Origin of the sequence: Pullulanibacillus camelliae (assembly GCF_014642655.1) — a bacterium.
Classification (GTDB): domain Bacteria; phylum Bacillota; class Bacilli; order Bacillales; family Sporolactobacillaceae; genus Pullulanibacillus; species Pullulanibacillus camelliae.
The window spans coordinates 123,025-138,995 of sequence record NZ_BMIR01000001.1; the positions used below are offsets into that span (position 1 = coordinate 123,025).

The following is a 15,971-nucleotide window of genomic DNA, read 5'->3' on the forward strand; positions in this document are numbered from 1 at the left end:
AAATTGGCTTTTATCGCTACGGTATACAGATTTTTAAATCATTACTTAGAGGACACCCAGTCTTTAAAGGCGAAGCCAAAACCCGATTTAAAAGCACCTGACATATTTAGTCAGGTGCCTCACTTATCTATATAAAACTGTACTGTAAACCTGGGCTGGCGCTTTTGGGTTCAAATAGAGTGCCGCACTATTCACTGCCGCAATCGCTTCAGTAAAGCCAGTTGCAACAAGATTGGTTTTCCCTAAGTACTGAACCACATCCCCTGCTGCAAAAATTCCCTTGATATTCGTGAGCATCTTACCGTCAACCGCAATTTGGTTTTTCACCGTTTCTATCCCCCATGGTTCAAGCGGAGGGGCAATCATTTGCACTCCGTTATACACGAGTAGATGATCAATAGGTATAGACGTTTCTCCATCGGCTTCACTTTTTAAAATAACCTCTTGTAACACACCATCAGATCCGTGCAAGGCTTCAATCGTTGAAGCCGTTTTGACATGGACTGATGATTCTGCCAGCCGTTCCAAGTCTTCATCTGATACATGCAGAAAACGTGCCTTTTTATTCACCAGGATGACTTCTGAAGCAATGTTTTCTAAAGTCAACGCCCAATCTAAACCTGCCCGTTGATTAGAATAGACCATAATTTTTTTATCTGTGAATTGCTTAATATGATTAATATCATAATGAAGTGTTTTTTCAGCATAATCTCCGGTTTCCTGAAGATCTAATCCAACCACTTCATAAGTGCCTCTTCCCACAGCAAGAATCACTGTACGCGTTTGATGCTGAACACCGTCAGTCGTCGTCAATGTAAACTTACCCTCATCATTTTTATGAATGGCTTCGACAAAAGTATTAGATAGCTTTGTCAAATCTTTGTGTTCAGCTTGTTCAACCATCAACTCTGTTAATCGCTCCCCCGTAACATTAGGAAAGCCACCAATATCATAAATTTTTTTATGAGGATAAAAGGCAGAGACTTGACCGCCAAACACATTGCGACTTTCAATAATTTTTGTTTTTAGCCCCCGCAATTGACTATAAAAAGCAGCATATAATCCCGTTGGACCGCCGCCGACAACCGTTACATCATAAAGTACATCCTTCTCTTCTCCCATTGTTAATCCCCCTTAGTGTCTTAAAAGCTTTAACCGAGCACTCGTCATGGTTTTACAACCATTCGACGGCGTCTGTCAGTGAATTATTTCCCGAGCAATAAATTCCCCTGTATTTCGAGTTGTTTCATTAAAAGACGTGTTTCTCCATTTCACTTCTTAGAGATCTTGCCATTTCCATATAAAATATGCGTTTTTCTCACCATTCCACTTATGGAAGTAAGAGTAATTTACAAAACATTAAGCTTATGTAATTGATAACGATTATCATTACCATTATATTTTAATATCAAGAGTATTTCAAGACCTTTTGAAATCCACCTCTTTTTGATAATCAAAAAATTAATAGCTCATTCCTGAATAATTGTTTTGGTTTGGGACAGTATAATAAGCGAAGGGGAAAGTTTTAAGAAAGTTTTTGGATAAAAATCGGCTGTTTTTAAGGGAGATGGTTCGGTTGAACAAGGATAATTGGTCAATCTAACAACAACCTTTGAAATGAGGTGTCTCCGAAAGACAATTACCGAATGACCCCAATAACAAAATAAAACCTTCCTTCTTCACAAAGGGTTCTGCCATCTTCGGCAGAGCCCTTTTCTAATCAGTGACAAACAGTGGGACATTTGTTAAAATGAACTGCAGTGTTTCACACCAATCCTAAAGCTTATAAACGAATATTTCCATTAGGATTGTCTTTATTCCTTTTCATCGCAAGGAGGATAAACAATGGTTGGAAGAACAGATGAGGATTTAAAGGATTTAAGTCTTTTGGGGAATCAACAGACGAGCTATGCCTTTGATTATACGCCTGAGGTCCTGGAGACCTTCGATAATAAACATGTGAATCGAGATTATTTCGTCAAATTCAATTGCCCTGAATTTACAACGCTTTGCCCCAAAACAGGACAACCTGATTTTGGTACTGTTTATATCAGTTATATTCCCGATCAAAAGATGGTAGAAAGTAAGTCATTAAAGCTCTATTTATTCAGTTTCCGAAACCATGGAGATTTTCATGAGGATAGCATGAATATCATTATGAATGACCTGATCACCCTCATGAACCCACGTTACATCGAAGTCTGGGGTAAATTCACGCCCCGCGGTGGCATTAGTATTGATCCCTACGTCAATTATGGTCGTCCAGGAACGAAATACGAAAAAATGGCCGATCACCGTATGTTAAATCATGACTTATACCCTGAAAAAATTGATAACCGATGAAAAATGGCGTTTAGCGATAAAGCTAAACGCTATTTCTAAATAATACTCTAATTATTACTATTATCAACGCCATCTCCCTTTATCAGTGCTGCTTTTGCCTTCTGACGATGCTCCTTCGTCACATATTTTCCAAGATAGGCAATAGCCGCAGCCACGGCACTAGCATCATCTGTATAGCCGAGCACTGGCATGACATCAGGGAGGGCATCTGTGGGAACGATAAAATAGGCCAGCGCCCCAAAAGCCACTCCTTTTGCCCAAAGTGGTGTGTGTTTATCCATTGCACAGTAGTATAGCGCCACGACATCCGTAACAAAAGGAATTTTCCCTATGAGACGTCTTGTCTTTTTCCAAAAGCCCTTCTTCACATACTTTTCCTTTTGGTCCAAATGCTGAGTGGATATGTCCATATCCGAAATGGAAATCAAGCTGCGCTCTTTTTGATCTTTTGGTTCATTAGCCATGATTCACTCGTCCTTTTAAAAAAACTATGATTTCTTAAGGCTTAAATGCCTGTCTTTTTTCATTGGTCTTCTTCTCCAACACTTTACCCCAATTAGAGCTAAAATAATCCCAAATAAGTCAAAACTATAGACATCAATAAGATGACCGGTTCTCCCAGGAATAAAGCTTTGATGCCACTCATCACTCAGAGCATAGAGCAATGGAATGAGTACATTCCCTATCCTTAGCCATCCGGACTTCATCCGCCACTGCCTAAGAAAAAAGGCTACAAGAAGGGTGAATCCTGCATATTCAGCGACATGCCCTAATTTCCTTAGAATAAATTCAATAAAGGCATATGGTTTAGTTGATGTGACCTGCTCTCCGTCATAATGAAATGAAAGATGCGGCAGACTATCTGCTTGTAAATGAATGGTTTTTCTTAACAACGGCTTCATGTCTTGATCCTTATAGGGGGTATTGGAAGCCTTAAAAATAAATAATGCAAAACCAAACAGAATGAAAAAGGAGAATAGCCCCCATTTATTTTTTAACATGCGCACACCGCCGTTCTTAAAACAGGATTGCGCTTATTATACCTTACTCTTCCTTTAACAAAAAGCGAGTATTGCAGCTTAGATGGATTTAAAGTGTTATTCATAAATATTTCTATAAGGCTTAACCTTACTGAAGGATTGCAGCATTGATAAATAAAAGATCTTCTAACCCCTCACTTATTTTTTAAGAGTTACCCTCCCTTTCATTCTCTTTATTCACCCTTTTGATCAATATCTGATAAAATAAGCCTAAATCATGTGACGGGGTGATACGAGTGGCTAAAAGAACATTAATTGTCGCACAGGATCTTAAAGAGGACTTAAAAAAAGCACTATTATCTGCTGTTCCAGATTGGGAGGTCTATATTGGAAAGGATAGAAGCAGTTGGGAAGATCGGCTCCACCAAGCTGAGATCATTGCTGGTTGGCAAAAATCTATGGAGGAGCCCTGCTTAAAGGAGCCTTCCCAGCTTAAGTGGATTCAAAGCTGGAGCGCAGGTGTAGACAGCTACCCCTTAGACCTTCTTGAATCAAAACACATCGCACTCACCAGTGCAAATGGTGTCCACGCCTACTCCATTTCGGAAACAATATTTGCAATGATGCTGGGATTAACTCGAAAAATCAATACCTATGTTAAGCAGCAACTGGAAAGGAAATGGGCACATGGGGGACTGAAGCTAGAAATCCATGAGAAAACCATCGGCATCATTGGTGTAGGCGCTATCGGAAAAGAAACAGCCAAAATTGCCAAAGCCTTTGGCATGAAGGTGATTGGGGTCAGGCACTCTGGCAAGCCTGAGGAATATGTAGACCAAATGGTGAAGAGTGAACAATTAAACACGATCCTTCCTCAATGTGATTACGTGGTCTCCACTGTGCCACTTACCAAAGAGACGTATCAGCTATTTACAAAGGAGCAATTTGATGCCATGAAATCCTCAGCCTTTTTCATTAACATTGGTCGCGGGGAAACTGTAAAAGAAGCCGACCTCATACAAGCTTTACAAGAAGGGGCGATTGCCGGAGCAGGTCTCGATGTTTTTGAAACCGAGCCTTTAGAATCTGAAAGTCCTCTTTGGTCTCTTGACAATGTCATCATTACCCCACATTCTGCAGGGTCCACAGAGCGTTATAATGATCGTGTCATCAAGGATATCTTCCTACCAAATCTACAACACTATCTTAAAGGCGAAGCTTTACTGATTAATCTCGTGGATTACCATAAGGGATACTAGAATGGCAAAAATAAAAAGGCTGTCCTATTAGTTGGCGAGTAGCGGTTAGGATTGGCCTTTTTATTTTACATAATTATAGGCGCGGTGTCGTACTGGAAAAACAGGCGTTCGAGCCCCCACAACACCATCAATAAAGTAGGGCGGCTTAGACATTTGTCCCAGCAAATTTCAATAGTAATATGAGTGACCCCAAAAATTTTTTGAAGTGAAAATGAAATGCTATGCGTTTTAAAAGCAATTAGGCAATGGAGTCATCGGGCAAAGAAAAACACAGCCTTTGCCAGCTGTGCTTGGTATCAAACAATAAATAAGTCCCTTATTTTAATATAATAGTAGCGCTTCTTCCCCTCTTCATCTATTACAGGAATGCAATCTATGTTCTGTTCAACTGAGTCAAATAATCGATCAGGGTATTCAAGGTTCCAATCATCAATTAATAGCAATTCCCTCGCGTCCTCATTCAATAGCTCCATATTCATTCGGCGTTTAATAGACTGCGGCGGAATGTCAGCGCGAAAAAAGGAAAACACCGCTGTCGGAATCGTCGCATCAATGGAAGTGGCTAACGCTGTGATTTCTTCATTCATCAGATCCACTTGATTGGCAACATTGACATAGAAGACAGCGTAATCTTCCAGTGATTCATCATAGAGATTGGTCTCGATGCCGACGGTCACCTGACCAAAGAGCTGATTAAAGATTTTACTTCTTTGATATAGATCTTCAAAAGCTCCCATTGCTCTATCACTCCCTACTCAAGCCATTTTTACTAGACTATGAGCAGCAAATGATAGATATGACTATGATTTTTATTTTTTAGGATATAGTGACGCTATATTTACGCTGTTGCCGTGTGACCGTTATGATTTGTACTCCCATCATGACGAGATTAACAAGAATTAGCCCAATGATTGCGACGAGATAATTCCCTGTAAAATCATGAAGCATCCCTAATATAAAAGGACCTGCCGCACCGATAACATAACCAGCTGCTTGAACCATCGCTGACCATGAGGCCGCTTCTTGAGCATGAGTGGTCACATCAATAGGGAGCAAGAGGTTAAGAGAAAAGAGTGCTCCAGCACCAATGCCTATACTCGCCGCTGCTAGCCATGGTAAAGCTGAAAAGGTTAACATGACAAATCCTATCAGTTCAAAGATTGAAGCGACAAGCAGCCATAAGAGTCGGGAAGGAAATTTCCTTAGAACGAATGGAAGAAGGAGACTCACCGGAATTTGAATAAAGGCAAACAGGGTTAATGTATTGGCAGCATAGACCTTGTTATACCCCATGCTTTGTACAATTGGTGGCAGCCAAGCTGTGACCGAGTAAAAGATAACAGCCATCAAACCAAAGGATACCGTTATCAACCAGGCCTGCCCATTGTTCCAAGGGAGCTTGGTCACATGCTGAGGCTCTGTTACTTTTGGCACAGGGACAGCATGGGGCATAACACATAACCACCAAATTATCGCACCCATCACGGCTAATACCGCCCAAATCGCTAAAGCATTTTGCCACGTATGCACGATGTCCTCAAGGGGAGCAACCAGCCCCGAAGCTAAACAAGCGCCAATGGTTAGACCGACAGTAAACACTGAGATTAATAATGGTCCCTTGGATTGAAAATGCTGCTTAATAAAGCCGGATAATAAGGGACCGATGGCTGCAATCCCAAGGCCTGAAATAAAGGCTGTCACGAGTAAAAAAAATGAAGAATGGGTGAACATTCGCAGAACTGTTCCAATGATTATGATGACTAAAGACCAGCCGATCACCCGTTCAATCCCTAAACGCTGGGCACATTTTACCGCAACAGGAGAAAAGACCCCCATACAAAGAACAGGGATTGATGTTAACAAGCTGGCTGTCGCCGCCGACATCCCCAAATCATGACGAATACTATCAAGGATAGGCGACACCGAATTAATGGCTGGGCGCAGATTTAAAGCAGCAATAAAAAGAGCTACTGCCATAAATATATAAGTGCCTTTTTTCATGATCTCCCCTCACTTTAATTAATAATATTCCTTATAACTATAGCTTCCCATTAGGCATTATTCAATTACCTGGCTTAAGATTTGCCATATTATAGGTATTCATTATTTGAGGCGCGTATCTTTCTTCTTTATCCAAAGCTTGTTGTTTTCCTATTCAAAAGCTATAATTAATACAGTAATAACAACGTTGTTTTTTAAGGATATATGAAAATTTTTCTATGAATATGGAGAGGTCCTAACATTGAGTGTAACGATTAAAGATATCGCTAAGCAGGCAGGCGTCAGCTATTCAACGGTTTCTAAAGCACTGCGCGATAGTCCGCTTGTCAAGCCCCCCACTAAAAAACGGATAATTGCTATTGCCGAACAGCTTGGCTATAAGCCAAATGTCGCTGCACGAAATCTTGTTTCTAGACGATCACAAACCATTGGTGTGGTCTGGCCAACGATTGAGCGCGTTGCTCATTCAGCCCTTATTACGAGTCTCAATCAGCGTTTAGAAGCTATAAACTATACAACGCTGATATCGATTAATGATATGAAGACCGCTTTCAGCACCTTTAATCAATACCCAGTAGATGCTATCCTGGCCTTCAATGATTCCTATTCACCGATTGATTATACCTCTTCCGTTCCCATCGTAACTTATGGTATTGCTGGTCAGCACTCGCCTTTTCTAACGATCGACGTCAATAGAAAGAAGGCCATCCAAATCGCCGTCGAGCAATTGATCCAGTTGGGACACCAGCACATCAGTTACATTGGCGATTTAAGCGGGGACTTTCTCCAAGAAGAAAAAGTGAAGGGATTCAAAAACGCTCTGGAGTTATTTCAATTAAAACCATTTGCTGATCAAACGATTAAGGTTCAGGGTTTAGAACAATATGACGGCTATATAGCGGCTCGCAAACTATTAGGTAAAAAAAGTCGCCCCACTGCCATCATCAGTGGGAGCCACGACTTATCGCGCGGCATTTTACAAGCCATTTATGAAAATCAGCTTTCAGTGCCTGTAGACATTTCTTTAATTAGCTATGATAACATTCCAGAAAGACACCATTTAGATATTGCCTTATCAACGGTTGGTGTCCCCATTGATACCATTACAAAAACACTTGTCGATGCATTAATGCACACTATCGAAGGCAAAGCTGTCCCCCAAACAATCTATTTAGAGCCTGAGCTCAATCTCGCTTCATCCTGCCAAGCGCTTACCCTATAGTGGGGTTAATGTAGAAAAAACGGGCTTAAAAATGTGCCCGTTCCTTGTCTAGGTATAGAGATATATAGAAGAGGCTTCATTACCAGGTCAAGTGGATTGGAGCGCCGCTGACTCATGATGTGATACTAGAGTCCAGCGGGAAGTGGGAGATCGGTAAGACCTTAGCAGTGCACGGAGGCTTACCACTCTTCCGCGGAAAGCGAGCTGCCTGGAGCGGAAACGTGCACGATCCGCTCCATTACACCCAAAATCTCACTGAAAACTTGGCTATTGCCAAGCCTCTGAGATGGCAATAACCTTCCACAAAGTTATACATTCCGACGTAAAAATGACCTCCTTATCCCATATCAAAAGAGGTCATTTTTTAACGTTTTTTTAATCCCATCTTCTATAAGTCGCGTTAAATCGCGAAGTACAGCTTGATGAAGCTGGGGAATTTGCATCAGGTTCTGCCCCCACAATGCTTCATTTCCCAAAATTGTCGCAACCATATGCGCTAAAGAGTGCTGACTGCTATCATACATTTTCCACGTTGCCTCTAAAAACTCAAGCCATGCTTCACTTTCTTTCAATCTATAGATGCTTTTATCCGTTTGACCATACATCGCTTCTCCCTCTCGATGGACAACACGAAAATAAAGCAGATTGGTCACTAAAGCGAAGACAAGAACATCTGGTACCTTCTTTTTTTGTTCTACATAATCCAAAAGCGTCGGTAGAACTCTAACCTTAAACTTACTCAGTCCATTCAAGCCAAGATCAGCTAAACGATGGTGATTAAAAGGATTTACGAAGCGTTGTACCACACTTTTAGCATAGGTTTCTTTTTCCTCATCCTCCATCGGCAAAACAGGCAAAATCTCTTCATAAAGACAGTGATGAATCAAAGGCTCCAATAAGGGGTCTTCCATCGCCTCCTTAACCGTTTCAAGACCTAACAAGTACCCCATTGCATACATCACGGTGTGTAGACCATTTAAAATTCGTACCTTTAAATCTCGGAATGGCTTGACGGCAGCCCAATGCACGTTCAGCCCCGCCTCTTGAAAGGGGAGCTCATGCTCTAGATTCTGTTGGCCCTCTATCACAAATAAGTGGTAGGGCTCTCCCACTGTCAATAGAGCATCTCTGTATTGCAAGCGTTCTTGAAAGGAGGCGATGCTTTCATCCGGATATCCCGTAACAATTCGATCGACGAGCGTATTATAAAACACATTAGCTGTCTTGACCCATAGTCTAAAGGCTTCTGGGAACCTAAAATCATGTGAGGCCTGTAACACAAGGGATTGTAAGACAGCTCCGTTCTCCTCAACCAGTTCACACGGAAATATATGAAAGCCTGCATCCAGAGAGCCACTAAACAGACGATAACGGGCGTAGAGAAGGACAGCGAGCTTTCCTGGATAAGACATTGGTGCTATCCCCTCACGATATACTTCTTTTTTATAGGTTAATCCTGCTTCTGTCGTATTCGAAAAGATATAGCGAAGCGAAGGATTCTCCGCAAGCGCAAGCACCGCTGCCCAATTGGTATAGGGATTAATCCCTCTATGAATTGAAGAGATGATTTCTTCCTGATCGATGGTGCTTCCTTGTTCTACCCCTCGTAACACGACGGTATATAAATAATCTTGCTCTTCTAGTTTAGGCAGTACCTTGCCAGATGGCGTCGGTTGAATGGCTACCACACTGCCATTAAATAGCCCCTTGTTATTCATTCTCTGTAGCATCCAATCAATAAACCCCCGCAAAAAATTACCTTCCCCAAATTGAATGACCCTTTCAGGATATATCTGTTCAGATCGTATACGTTGTCTACTAAGCTGCTCCACCCTCACCCTCCTCTCTCCTATCATCATTTTGTTCAAAGCTATGAAGCACAGTATCAGATCAAGTTCCCGCAGTGCCAAAAACGCTTCGGGATAAAATCGCCAGACCCAAGCGACATTTCCGTGGCTAGCACGTTCTATGCGTTGAAGACACTGAAGCGCACTCACGGAAATCAACAGCCTAGCTTATAGCGCCTCATTTAAATAAAAGTTCTTATAGTGATCTTGGTTCGGCTGCAATCGTGAGCGTTTTTACCGCCATTACAATGTCACGCCCGTTTTAAAAATGGCAATCTCTTTAAATCCATAGGTCTCATTATTGGTGACTGCTGTCCCTGAGGCCACATCAATAATATAATCAAAGAAATCATGCTTCACTGTTTCCATGGTATTTCCTTCTAATAATACGCCAGCATTATAATCAATCCAGTTTTTCTTTTTATTATAAATCTGTGTGTTGGTAGAGATTTTTACTGTCGGCACTGGGCCACCAAAAGGAGTTCCTCGACCTGTTGTAAATAAGACCATATGCGCCCCAGCTGCCGCGAGAGCGGTCACCGAAACAAGATCATTTCCAGGGCCTTGAACAAGATTCAAACCGTGTTGGGTTACCTGGTCACCGTAATCAATGACATCCACAATCTCAGCACGGCCACCTTTTTGAACGCAGCCTAGGGATTTTTCCTCAAGCGTCGTAATTCCCCCCTTGATATTTCCTGGGGAAGGATTCTCATAAATAGGTTGATCATGAGCGATGAAGTAAGATTTAAAGTTATTGATAAGATGGACAGTTTTTGTAAAAACCTCATTATTTGCTGCACGATTCATTAAGAGCGTTTCTGCTCCAAACATCTCTGGAACCTCCGTCAGAATCGTTGTACCCCCTGCTTCAATTAATAAATTCGAGAACTCACCGACAAGAGGATTTGCCGTAATCCCCGAAAAGCCATCAGAACCACCACATTTTAGACCAACCTTTAATTTTGAGACAGGCACCGGCACTCTTTTGTCTTTTAACATCTCGTCGATTAATTCACCAATAAGGTCAACGCCATCCGCAATTTCATCATCCACTAACTGACTCTCAATAAATTTGACGCGCCTCTCATCGTAATCCCCCAACACATCCTTAAAAGAGGCAATAAAATTATTCTCACAGCCCAAACCGATAACAAGAACACCGCCAGCATTTGGATGCTTCACAAGCTGGCTTAATATTTTTTGCGTAAAGACAAGATCGTCGCCTAATTGAGAACAGCCATAAGGATGAGGATAATGGTAGATACCGTCAATCGCTGTCCCAGCATACATTTGACTGGCCAACCGTACAATATTTTCTGCCGTTTTATTAATACAACCAACAGTATTAATCACCCATACTTCGTTTCTGATCCCAACCGCACCATTCTGACGAACATAGCCTTGGAAGCTCCGTTCTGACTCTCCTATCTTGATGCGCTGACTATCAGGCTGATAATGATAGTCAAGTGTCCCTTCTAAGTTTGTTTTGCAATTGTGCGAATGCACCCATTCTCCTTGTTCAATTCTCTGCGTTGCAATGCCGATAGGGTAGCCGTATTTGATAATCCTTTCACCTTGAGCGATTGGCTTTAAAGCGACTTTATGACCTTTAGCGATCGCCTCTTTAACTCGTATAGCTTCTCCGTTGTATTGAACACTGTCACTAGCCGGCAGATCCACTAGAGCAACACCTACTGAATCATTAGAATGAAGCACCATCAATGGATTCCCCATCATACTCCGCCTCCCCACTCAACCTTTTTTGGTCTACCTCAAAGCCATCACTTTATTCACTGAGCCAGCGATGGTCAGGGTCTTCATAAGGGTTCAGGGTTCTTCCCGAGGGCCCAGCCATGAACCAAAGATAATAGATTTGATAGCCCCCTGCCCCGCCTACTGGATGATAGCCCTTATCTATCGCAAAGCTATCTCCTTGCTGAATTCTATAGGCCTGATCGATTTCCCCATCTTTTGTATACAAAAATTGTACGCCAAACCCTTGCTCTGGATTGACTTGATAATGATAGATTTCCTCTAAATTGGGCTCTTCTGGAGCAAATTCTCCATCGTGTTTATGCGGTGGATAACCTGACCAGCTCCCTGGATCATTAAAGGTTTCTCCTAAAACCGTCCGCTGCACTTTACCAGGATAATCATTTTCAACAATGATATCGTGGACCACGCGTTGCCAGGTGTCCTTACCACGACGATGAATAACAATGTCCTCGGGACGAACAACAAAGGGACGGTACTTTTCTTCAGCCTTAACCTTACATACGGCAATTTGCGCTACTGATTCAGCGGTGATTTTATATGTGGCTTGGCAAGGAATATAAACAGCAGTTGCCTTTCCATCAAAGACGCTCGTTCTTCCACCTAGTGCCGTCCAGCTTTGTCCTTCTGTTTCAACCGAAATCGTTCCTTCTAAAATCACTAAGGTCGTTTCATATTCATTTGTAGCGCTTTCAAAGGTTTGCTCCTTATTTAACTCTAATTTTCCAAAGGCTAAATAGTTAAGCAAGGCATCCGCTTCAGAAAAGATCTCCTGATAGCCATTGACCTGCTTTCCTTTCATAAAATGTGTCATGCGCTTCAATCCCTTCTTTTTAAAATAACAACGTTGTTATTTTTATTATACGCAGTATTCTAACAAATATCAATCCTTGATCTCTTTAGCCCCCTCATGAAAGCGCATCATTTTCCTCAACCCCAAACATGTGATTAAAGGAAGTCGTTTTAATGGATAGGATATGAAAGCAATTTGTGGTACTATTTATAGTAACTGCAGATAACAGTAAATGCTATTGAATACATAGTAAGGAGATTGATAATATGGACAAAGTACTCATATTCGGCCACAAAAATCCAGACACAGACACCATATGTTCAGCGATTGCCTATGCTGACTTAAAGAGTAAGCTTGGCCACAGTGTCGAAGCCGTTCGCCTAGGTGATGTTAACGGCGAAACTGCATTTGCCCTAGAGACATTTAAAACAGAAGCCCCAAGACTTGTTGAGACGGTAAGCAACGAAGTCAACGCGGTCATTCTAGTGGACCACAATGAGCGGCAACAAAGTGTTAGCGATATCGACCAAGTCCGCGTGTTAGAGGTTATTGACCATCATCGCATTGCCAATTTCGAAACCAGTGACCCTTTGTATTATCGTGCTGAGCCGGTGGGCTGTACAGCAACCATCCTCAACAAATTATACAAAGAAAACAACGTTGAAATTTCTAAGAATATTGCTGGATTAATGTTGTCAGCCATTATCTCCGACTCCCTTCTTTTCAAATCGCCGACATGTACAGACGAAGATGTTACTGCTGCTCGCGAGCTTGCGAATATTGCTGGTGTCGATCCTGAGGGCTATGGTCTAGACTTGTTAAAAGCAGGCGCTAACTTAGATGATAAAACCATCGAAGAGCTCATCTCTTTGGATGCCAAAGAATTCTCAATGGGTGACTATAAAGTTGAAGTCGCTCAGGTCAACACAGTAGATACGGCAAGTGTATTAAGCCGCCAATCCGAGCTTGAAGCAGCGATTAATAGCGTGATTGAACAAAAAGGTCTTGACTTATTCTTGTTTGTTATCACTGATATTCTGGAAAATGATTCAACAGGTCTAGCGCTAGGAAAGCAAGCGGCGGCTGTTGAAAAGGCGTTTAACGGTACCCTTGATAACAATACCCTTCTTCTTAAGGGCGTTGTATCCCGTAAAAAACAAATTGTTCCAAACCTAACAGAAGCCTTAACACAAGGCTAAGTCATCGACACTGTCCCCCCTCATTCTCTGGATGAGGGGGGTTTTGATTTTAACAACAAGGGCGTTTACGCCTGCGTCTTCCCTCTTTTAAAGCGAAGGGACTATGTATAAAATAGAAAAGGCAGTTTATGATAAACATATGCTTATCAGAGCAAATGCATTGAAATGGCGGCCTTCTCATGAAAGCGACTATAGCAGCTATTTACAAACAACAAAGAAGTGGGGAAGCGAAAGAGACCTTGCAAGATGTAACCAAGAGAGGCATCGGCACCCCCCATGGAAAGCGTGTCCCAGGAAGTAGCGACCTTAAACTTCTTTCGAGAAAAGCTTGACAAACATGCACTCGAATATAACCTCTTCCATTTCCCCATTCAGCCGTATATAATGATTAAAATATTAAGGGAGTGTTATACATGGCAGATTCAAAAGCGAAAAAATGGCGAAAAAAACGCGTGCGTGAAGGCCATAGAAATCCTGAACTCAGTCGAAGTCCTTTTGCCCTTGCAGATATGCGCACACGCAAGACCACAACAAAAAAAGAGCTTCTCTATAAACACAAACATAAGAACCGTTTAACCGATCCAGGCGAAAAGGGTTCTTTTTTATTTCTGAGCATTCACTAGAAAGCTTGGCTTATCCTTCACCGCTTCACTAAGCACTGCCTGATGTAATTTTTCAAATCACACGCTAAAGTTGCGCCGTATTGGCACTCGTGATGTGAAAAATCACACACTTAGGGTGTCCGCAAGCTTTAATGGCGAAAGTCAAAGCTACACTTATACGCTCTTCCTTTATGAGTGTCAGCGAAGTTATACATTCTGATAGTATAAAATAACAGCTGTTGCTTGCCTTTACATTCGTAGAATCTACCGTTGCATTTACCTTTTTGAAGCGAGTGACGCCCTGACTTCAGACTCAAAGAGACCTCCTACTGCGATTCCTGTCCAAACACACTCTAGCTTCGGACACCTCTTGTCTTCCTGCTCTCCTTACTGTATGAAAATGTGCAGAGAAGCTTTTTTTTAATATTTTACTCGATACCAAGGAAACTGATGCTCCAGTTATGATTGAACACTCGTTTTAAATATTAAATGACTGGCGCTTCGTGTATCTCCTTGGGTGGAATCATTTAAAATATCACATCCCCATTATTTTACTTTATGAGATAACGCTATCCACTCCAAAAATTATACTGCTTGAATTTAAAAAGCCACATGAGGCATGCCTCATGTGGTTCGATCATCGTCAATTATTTATCTTTTAACTGTTCTTCAATTTTATTGTGTGCGTTCTGGAACTCAGCATCCGAAACAAATACCCAGCTGATGCCATCCTTCATTCCAGTTGAGCCTTTAAGCTCGTAATCCTTAATGTTCTGTTGCGCTGAACGATATTCTGTCGCCAAACGTTTCATATCATCAAAGGAGAGGTTTGTCGAAACATTGTCTCCTAATACATTTAATACGTTATCAATCTTAGTGACAGAGGTAAAGCTCTTTCCTTTATGGAGAATCCCCTGTATGACTTCACGCTGTCTTAAATTCCTTCCGAAATCACCGCGGTTATCTTCATGACGCATTCTGACAAAACCCATAGCCTTAGGACCATCTAGATAGATGTCCCCTTTTTTATAAACATAGCCTTTTTTGTAAAAGCCTTCGTCTGTCCACTGAATATCATTATGGACTGTCACACCCCCAACAGCATCGACAAGGTCAGCCAGACCCTCCATATTCATTTTGACATAATAGGGGATATCAACATTTAAATATTTTTTCACTGTTTGAACAGCTAATTCCTCATTCCCATATGCATAGGCCGCATTAATTTTGCTGTAGCCTGCCCGTCCTGGAATTTGCACGCGCGTATCCCTTGGAATACTGGTTAACAGCATAGAGTGCGTTTGCGGATTTAATGTCGCTACAATCATGGTATCTGAACGCCCTTTATCTCCCTTACGTTCATCCACACCCAATATTAGAATATTGAGCGGCTTAGCCGTTGACGTATCTTTCTTCAGAGGTAAATCATCATTATTAACCCCTTTAAGTGGATTGTACATTTTATCGGCAGTTTTATTGACCGTATGATAGAGATAATAGCTATATGAACAGGCGCCAACAATTAATACACCAACAATAATACCGAAAATTAAAAGAGCTCTTTTGAGCTTTGATTTCTTTTTCGCACGTTGCGTTCTCAAACACATTGCCCCCTAATATAGTGTGAGTACGGGAAACATATTTTTACAATTTCATACAAATTCTACTTCTCATTTATCTATTAAACGCTATTTTGACCTTTTTGTAAATAAGTTATTTTAATAGAATTTGAATGGATGTAACAAAATGTCTAATTCTCAATTCATATAAAGAAAGTCTGCACCTTTTAAGTTAAGATCTTTGGGAACTTCTAACTTCAAAAAAATATCCCCTTGGATACCACTATGCTGAAAGCCTTGCTCTGGACTAAATTGCGAGACAGTAAAATTGGGTTCTAGCTCTATAAAGGAAAGCTTTTGCATCCTTTTTTTCATGGTTAGGGTATTTCC

Annotated in this window: 15 protein-coding genes; 5 read left to right on the forward strand and 10 right to left on the reverse strand. The window is 41.5% G+C overall.

The features are described 5' to 3' along the window. Positions 1-123 precede the first annotated feature (123 nt). Complete coding sequence (locus IEW82_RS00515) at positions 124-1,122, reverse strand: NAD(P)/FAD-dependent oxidoreductase (protein WP_188687794.1); 999 nt, start codon at positions 1,120-1,122, stop codon at positions 124-126. A gap of 723 nt (positions 1,123-1,845) precedes the next feature. On the opposite strand from IEW82_RS00515, the gene queF reads away from it, so the two are divergent. Beyond that, the gene (gene queF, locus IEW82_RS00520; protein WP_188687796.1) at positions 1,846-2,343 is read left to right on the forward strand and encodes a preQ(1) synthase; all 498 of its coding nucleotides are present in this window, start codon (positions 1,846-1,848) and stop codon (positions 2,341-2,343) included. A 47-nt stretch (positions 2,344-2,390) separates the two neighbouring features. Here the strand turns inward: queF and IEW82_RS00525 are convergent, their stop codons facing one another. After that, positions 2,391-2,807, reverse strand: coding sequence for a YkvA family protein (locus IEW82_RS00525; protein WP_229672142.1), 417 nt, complete (start codon positions 2,805-2,807; stop codon positions 2,391-2,393). Between the two features lie 24 nt (positions 2,808-2,831). Then, positions 2,832-3,344: a VanZ family protein gene (locus IEW82_RS00530; RefSeq protein ID WP_188687798.1), complete on the reverse strand. Its 513-nt coding sequence runs from the start codon at positions 3,342-3,344 to the stop codon at positions 2,832-2,834. A gap of 275 nt (positions 3,345-3,619) precedes the next feature. On the opposite strand from IEW82_RS00530, the gene IEW82_RS00535 reads away from it, so the two are divergent. Continuing rightward, a complete protein-coding gene (locus IEW82_RS00535; protein ID WP_188687800.1) occupies positions 3,620-4,582 on the forward strand; it encodes a D-2-hydroxyacid dehydrogenase in 963 nt (320 codons plus the stop codon). A 296-nt stretch (positions 4,583-4,878) separates the two neighbouring features. On the opposite strand, the gene IEW82_RS00540 is transcribed toward IEW82_RS00535, so the two are convergent. Both IEW82_RS00540 and IEW82_RS00545 read right to left on the reverse strand, forming a co-directional pair. Continuing rightward, complete coding sequence (locus IEW82_RS00540) at positions 4,879-5,319, reverse strand: hypothetical protein (RefSeq protein ID WP_188687802.1); 441 nt, start codon at positions 5,317-5,319, stop codon at positions 4,879-4,881. 79 nt (positions 5,320-5,398) lie between these two features. After that, positions 5,399-6,583 carry an MFS transporter gene (locus IEW82_RS00545; RefSeq protein WP_188687804.1) on the reverse strand — a complete coding sequence of 395 codons (1,185 nt, stop codon included), beginning with the start codon at positions 6,581-6,583 and terminating at the stop codon, positions 5,399-5,401. A 241-nt stretch (positions 6,584-6,824) separates the two neighbouring features. On the opposite strand from IEW82_RS00545, the gene IEW82_RS00550 reads away from it, so the two are divergent. Next, on the forward strand, positions 6,825-7,805 hold the full coding sequence (locus tag IEW82_RS00550) for a LacI family DNA-binding transcriptional regulator (protein ID WP_188687806.1): 981 nt from the start codon (positions 6,825-6,827) through the stop codon (positions 7,803-7,805). Positions 7,806-8,152: 347 nt separating this feature from the next. Here IEW82_RS00550 and IEW82_RS00555 read toward each other — a convergent pair whose 3' ends face one another. From IEW82_RS00555 to iolB, 3 genes are all read right to left on the reverse strand, one after another. Further along, a complete protein-coding gene (locus IEW82_RS00555) occupies positions 8,153-9,637 on the reverse strand; it encodes a tagaturonate reductase (protein ID WP_188687807.1) in 1,485 nt (494 codons plus the stop codon). Between the two features lie 258 nt (positions 9,638-9,895). Beyond that, on the reverse strand, positions 9,896-11,389 hold the full coding sequence (locus tag IEW82_RS00560; RefSeq protein ID WP_188688842.1) for a UxaA family hydrolase: 1,494 nt from the start codon (positions 11,387-11,389) through the stop codon (positions 9,896-9,898). A gap of 52 nt (positions 11,390-11,441) precedes the next feature. After that, entirely contained in the window at positions 11,442-12,242 is an 801-nt protein-coding gene (iolB, locus tag IEW82_RS00565; protein ID WP_188687809.1) for a 5-deoxy-glucuronate isomerase, read from the reverse strand. A gap of 245 nt (positions 12,243-12,487) precedes the next feature. Between iolB and IEW82_RS00570 the strand changes: the two genes are divergently transcribed. Together IEW82_RS00570 and brfA are read left to right on the forward strand one after the other, a co-directional pair. After that, positions 12,488-13,420: a manganese-dependent inorganic pyrophosphatase gene (locus tag IEW82_RS00570; RefSeq protein ID WP_188687811.1), complete on the forward strand. Its 933-nt coding sequence runs from the start codon at positions 12,488-12,490 to the stop codon at positions 13,418-13,420. A 413-nt stretch (positions 13,421-13,833) separates the two neighbouring features. Further along, entirely contained in the window at positions 13,834-14,043 is a 210-nt protein-coding gene (gene brfA / locus IEW82_RS00575; RefSeq protein WP_188687813.1) for a ribosome rescue factor BrfA, read from the forward strand. A gap of 626 nt (positions 14,044-14,669) precedes the next feature. Here the strand turns inward: brfA and IEW82_RS00580 are convergent. After that, positions 14,670-15,623 (reverse strand): LCP family glycopolymer transferase, encoded by a 954-nt coding sequence (locus IEW82_RS00580; protein ID WP_373285680.1) that lies wholly within the window; start codon positions 15,621-15,623, stop codon positions 14,670-14,672. A gap of 156 nt (positions 15,624-15,779) precedes the next feature. Next, positions 15,780-15,956: a hypothetical protein gene (locus IEW82_RS00585; protein WP_188687817.1), complete on the reverse strand. Its 177-nt coding sequence runs from the start codon at positions 15,954-15,956 to the stop codon at positions 15,780-15,782. Positions 15,957-15,971: the final 15 nt, after the last annotated feature.

Coding starts and splice junctions, on each gene's coding strand:
- IEW82_RS00585 (WP_188687817.1), bottom strand. CDS start 15,956: ATGAAAAAAAGGATGCAAAAGCTTTCCTTTATAGAGCTAGAACCCAAT.
- IEW82_RS00530 (WP_188687798.1), bottom strand. CDS start 3,344: ATGTTAAAAAATAAATGGGGGCTATTCTCCTTTTTCATTCTGTTTGGT.
- IEW82_RS00545 (WP_188687804.1), bottom strand. CDS start 6,583: ATGAAAAAAGGCACTTATATATTTATGGCAGTAGCTCTTTTTATTGCT.
- iolB (WP_188687809.1), bottom strand. CDS start 12,242: ATGACACATTTTATGAAAGGAAAGCAGGTCAATGGCTATCAGGAGATC.
- queF (WP_188687796.1), top strand. CDS start 1,846: ATGGTTGGAAGAACAGATGAGGATTTAAAGGATTTAAGTCTTTTGGGG.
- IEW82_RS00570 (WP_188687811.1), top strand. CDS start 12,488: ATGGACAAAGTACTCATATTCGGCCACAAAAATCCAGACACAGACACC.
- IEW82_RS00525 (WP_229672142.1), bottom strand. CDS start 2,807: ATGGCTAATGAACCAAAAGATCAAAAAGAGCGCAGCTTGATTTCCATT.
- IEW82_RS00560 (WP_188688842.1), bottom strand. CDS start 11,389: ATGGGGAATCCATTGATGGTGCTTCATTCTAATGATTCAGTAGGTGTT.
- IEW82_RS00515 (WP_188687794.1), bottom strand. CDS start 1,122: ATGGGAGAAGAGAAGGATGTACTTTATGATGTAACGGTTGTCGGCGGC.
- brfA (WP_188687813.1), top strand. CDS start 13,834: ATGGCAGATTCAAAAGCGAAAAAATGGCGAAAAAAACGCGTGCGTGAA.
- IEW82_RS00540 (WP_188687802.1), bottom strand. CDS start 5,319: ATGGGAGCTTTTGAAGATCTATATCAAAGAAGTAAAATCTTTAATCAG.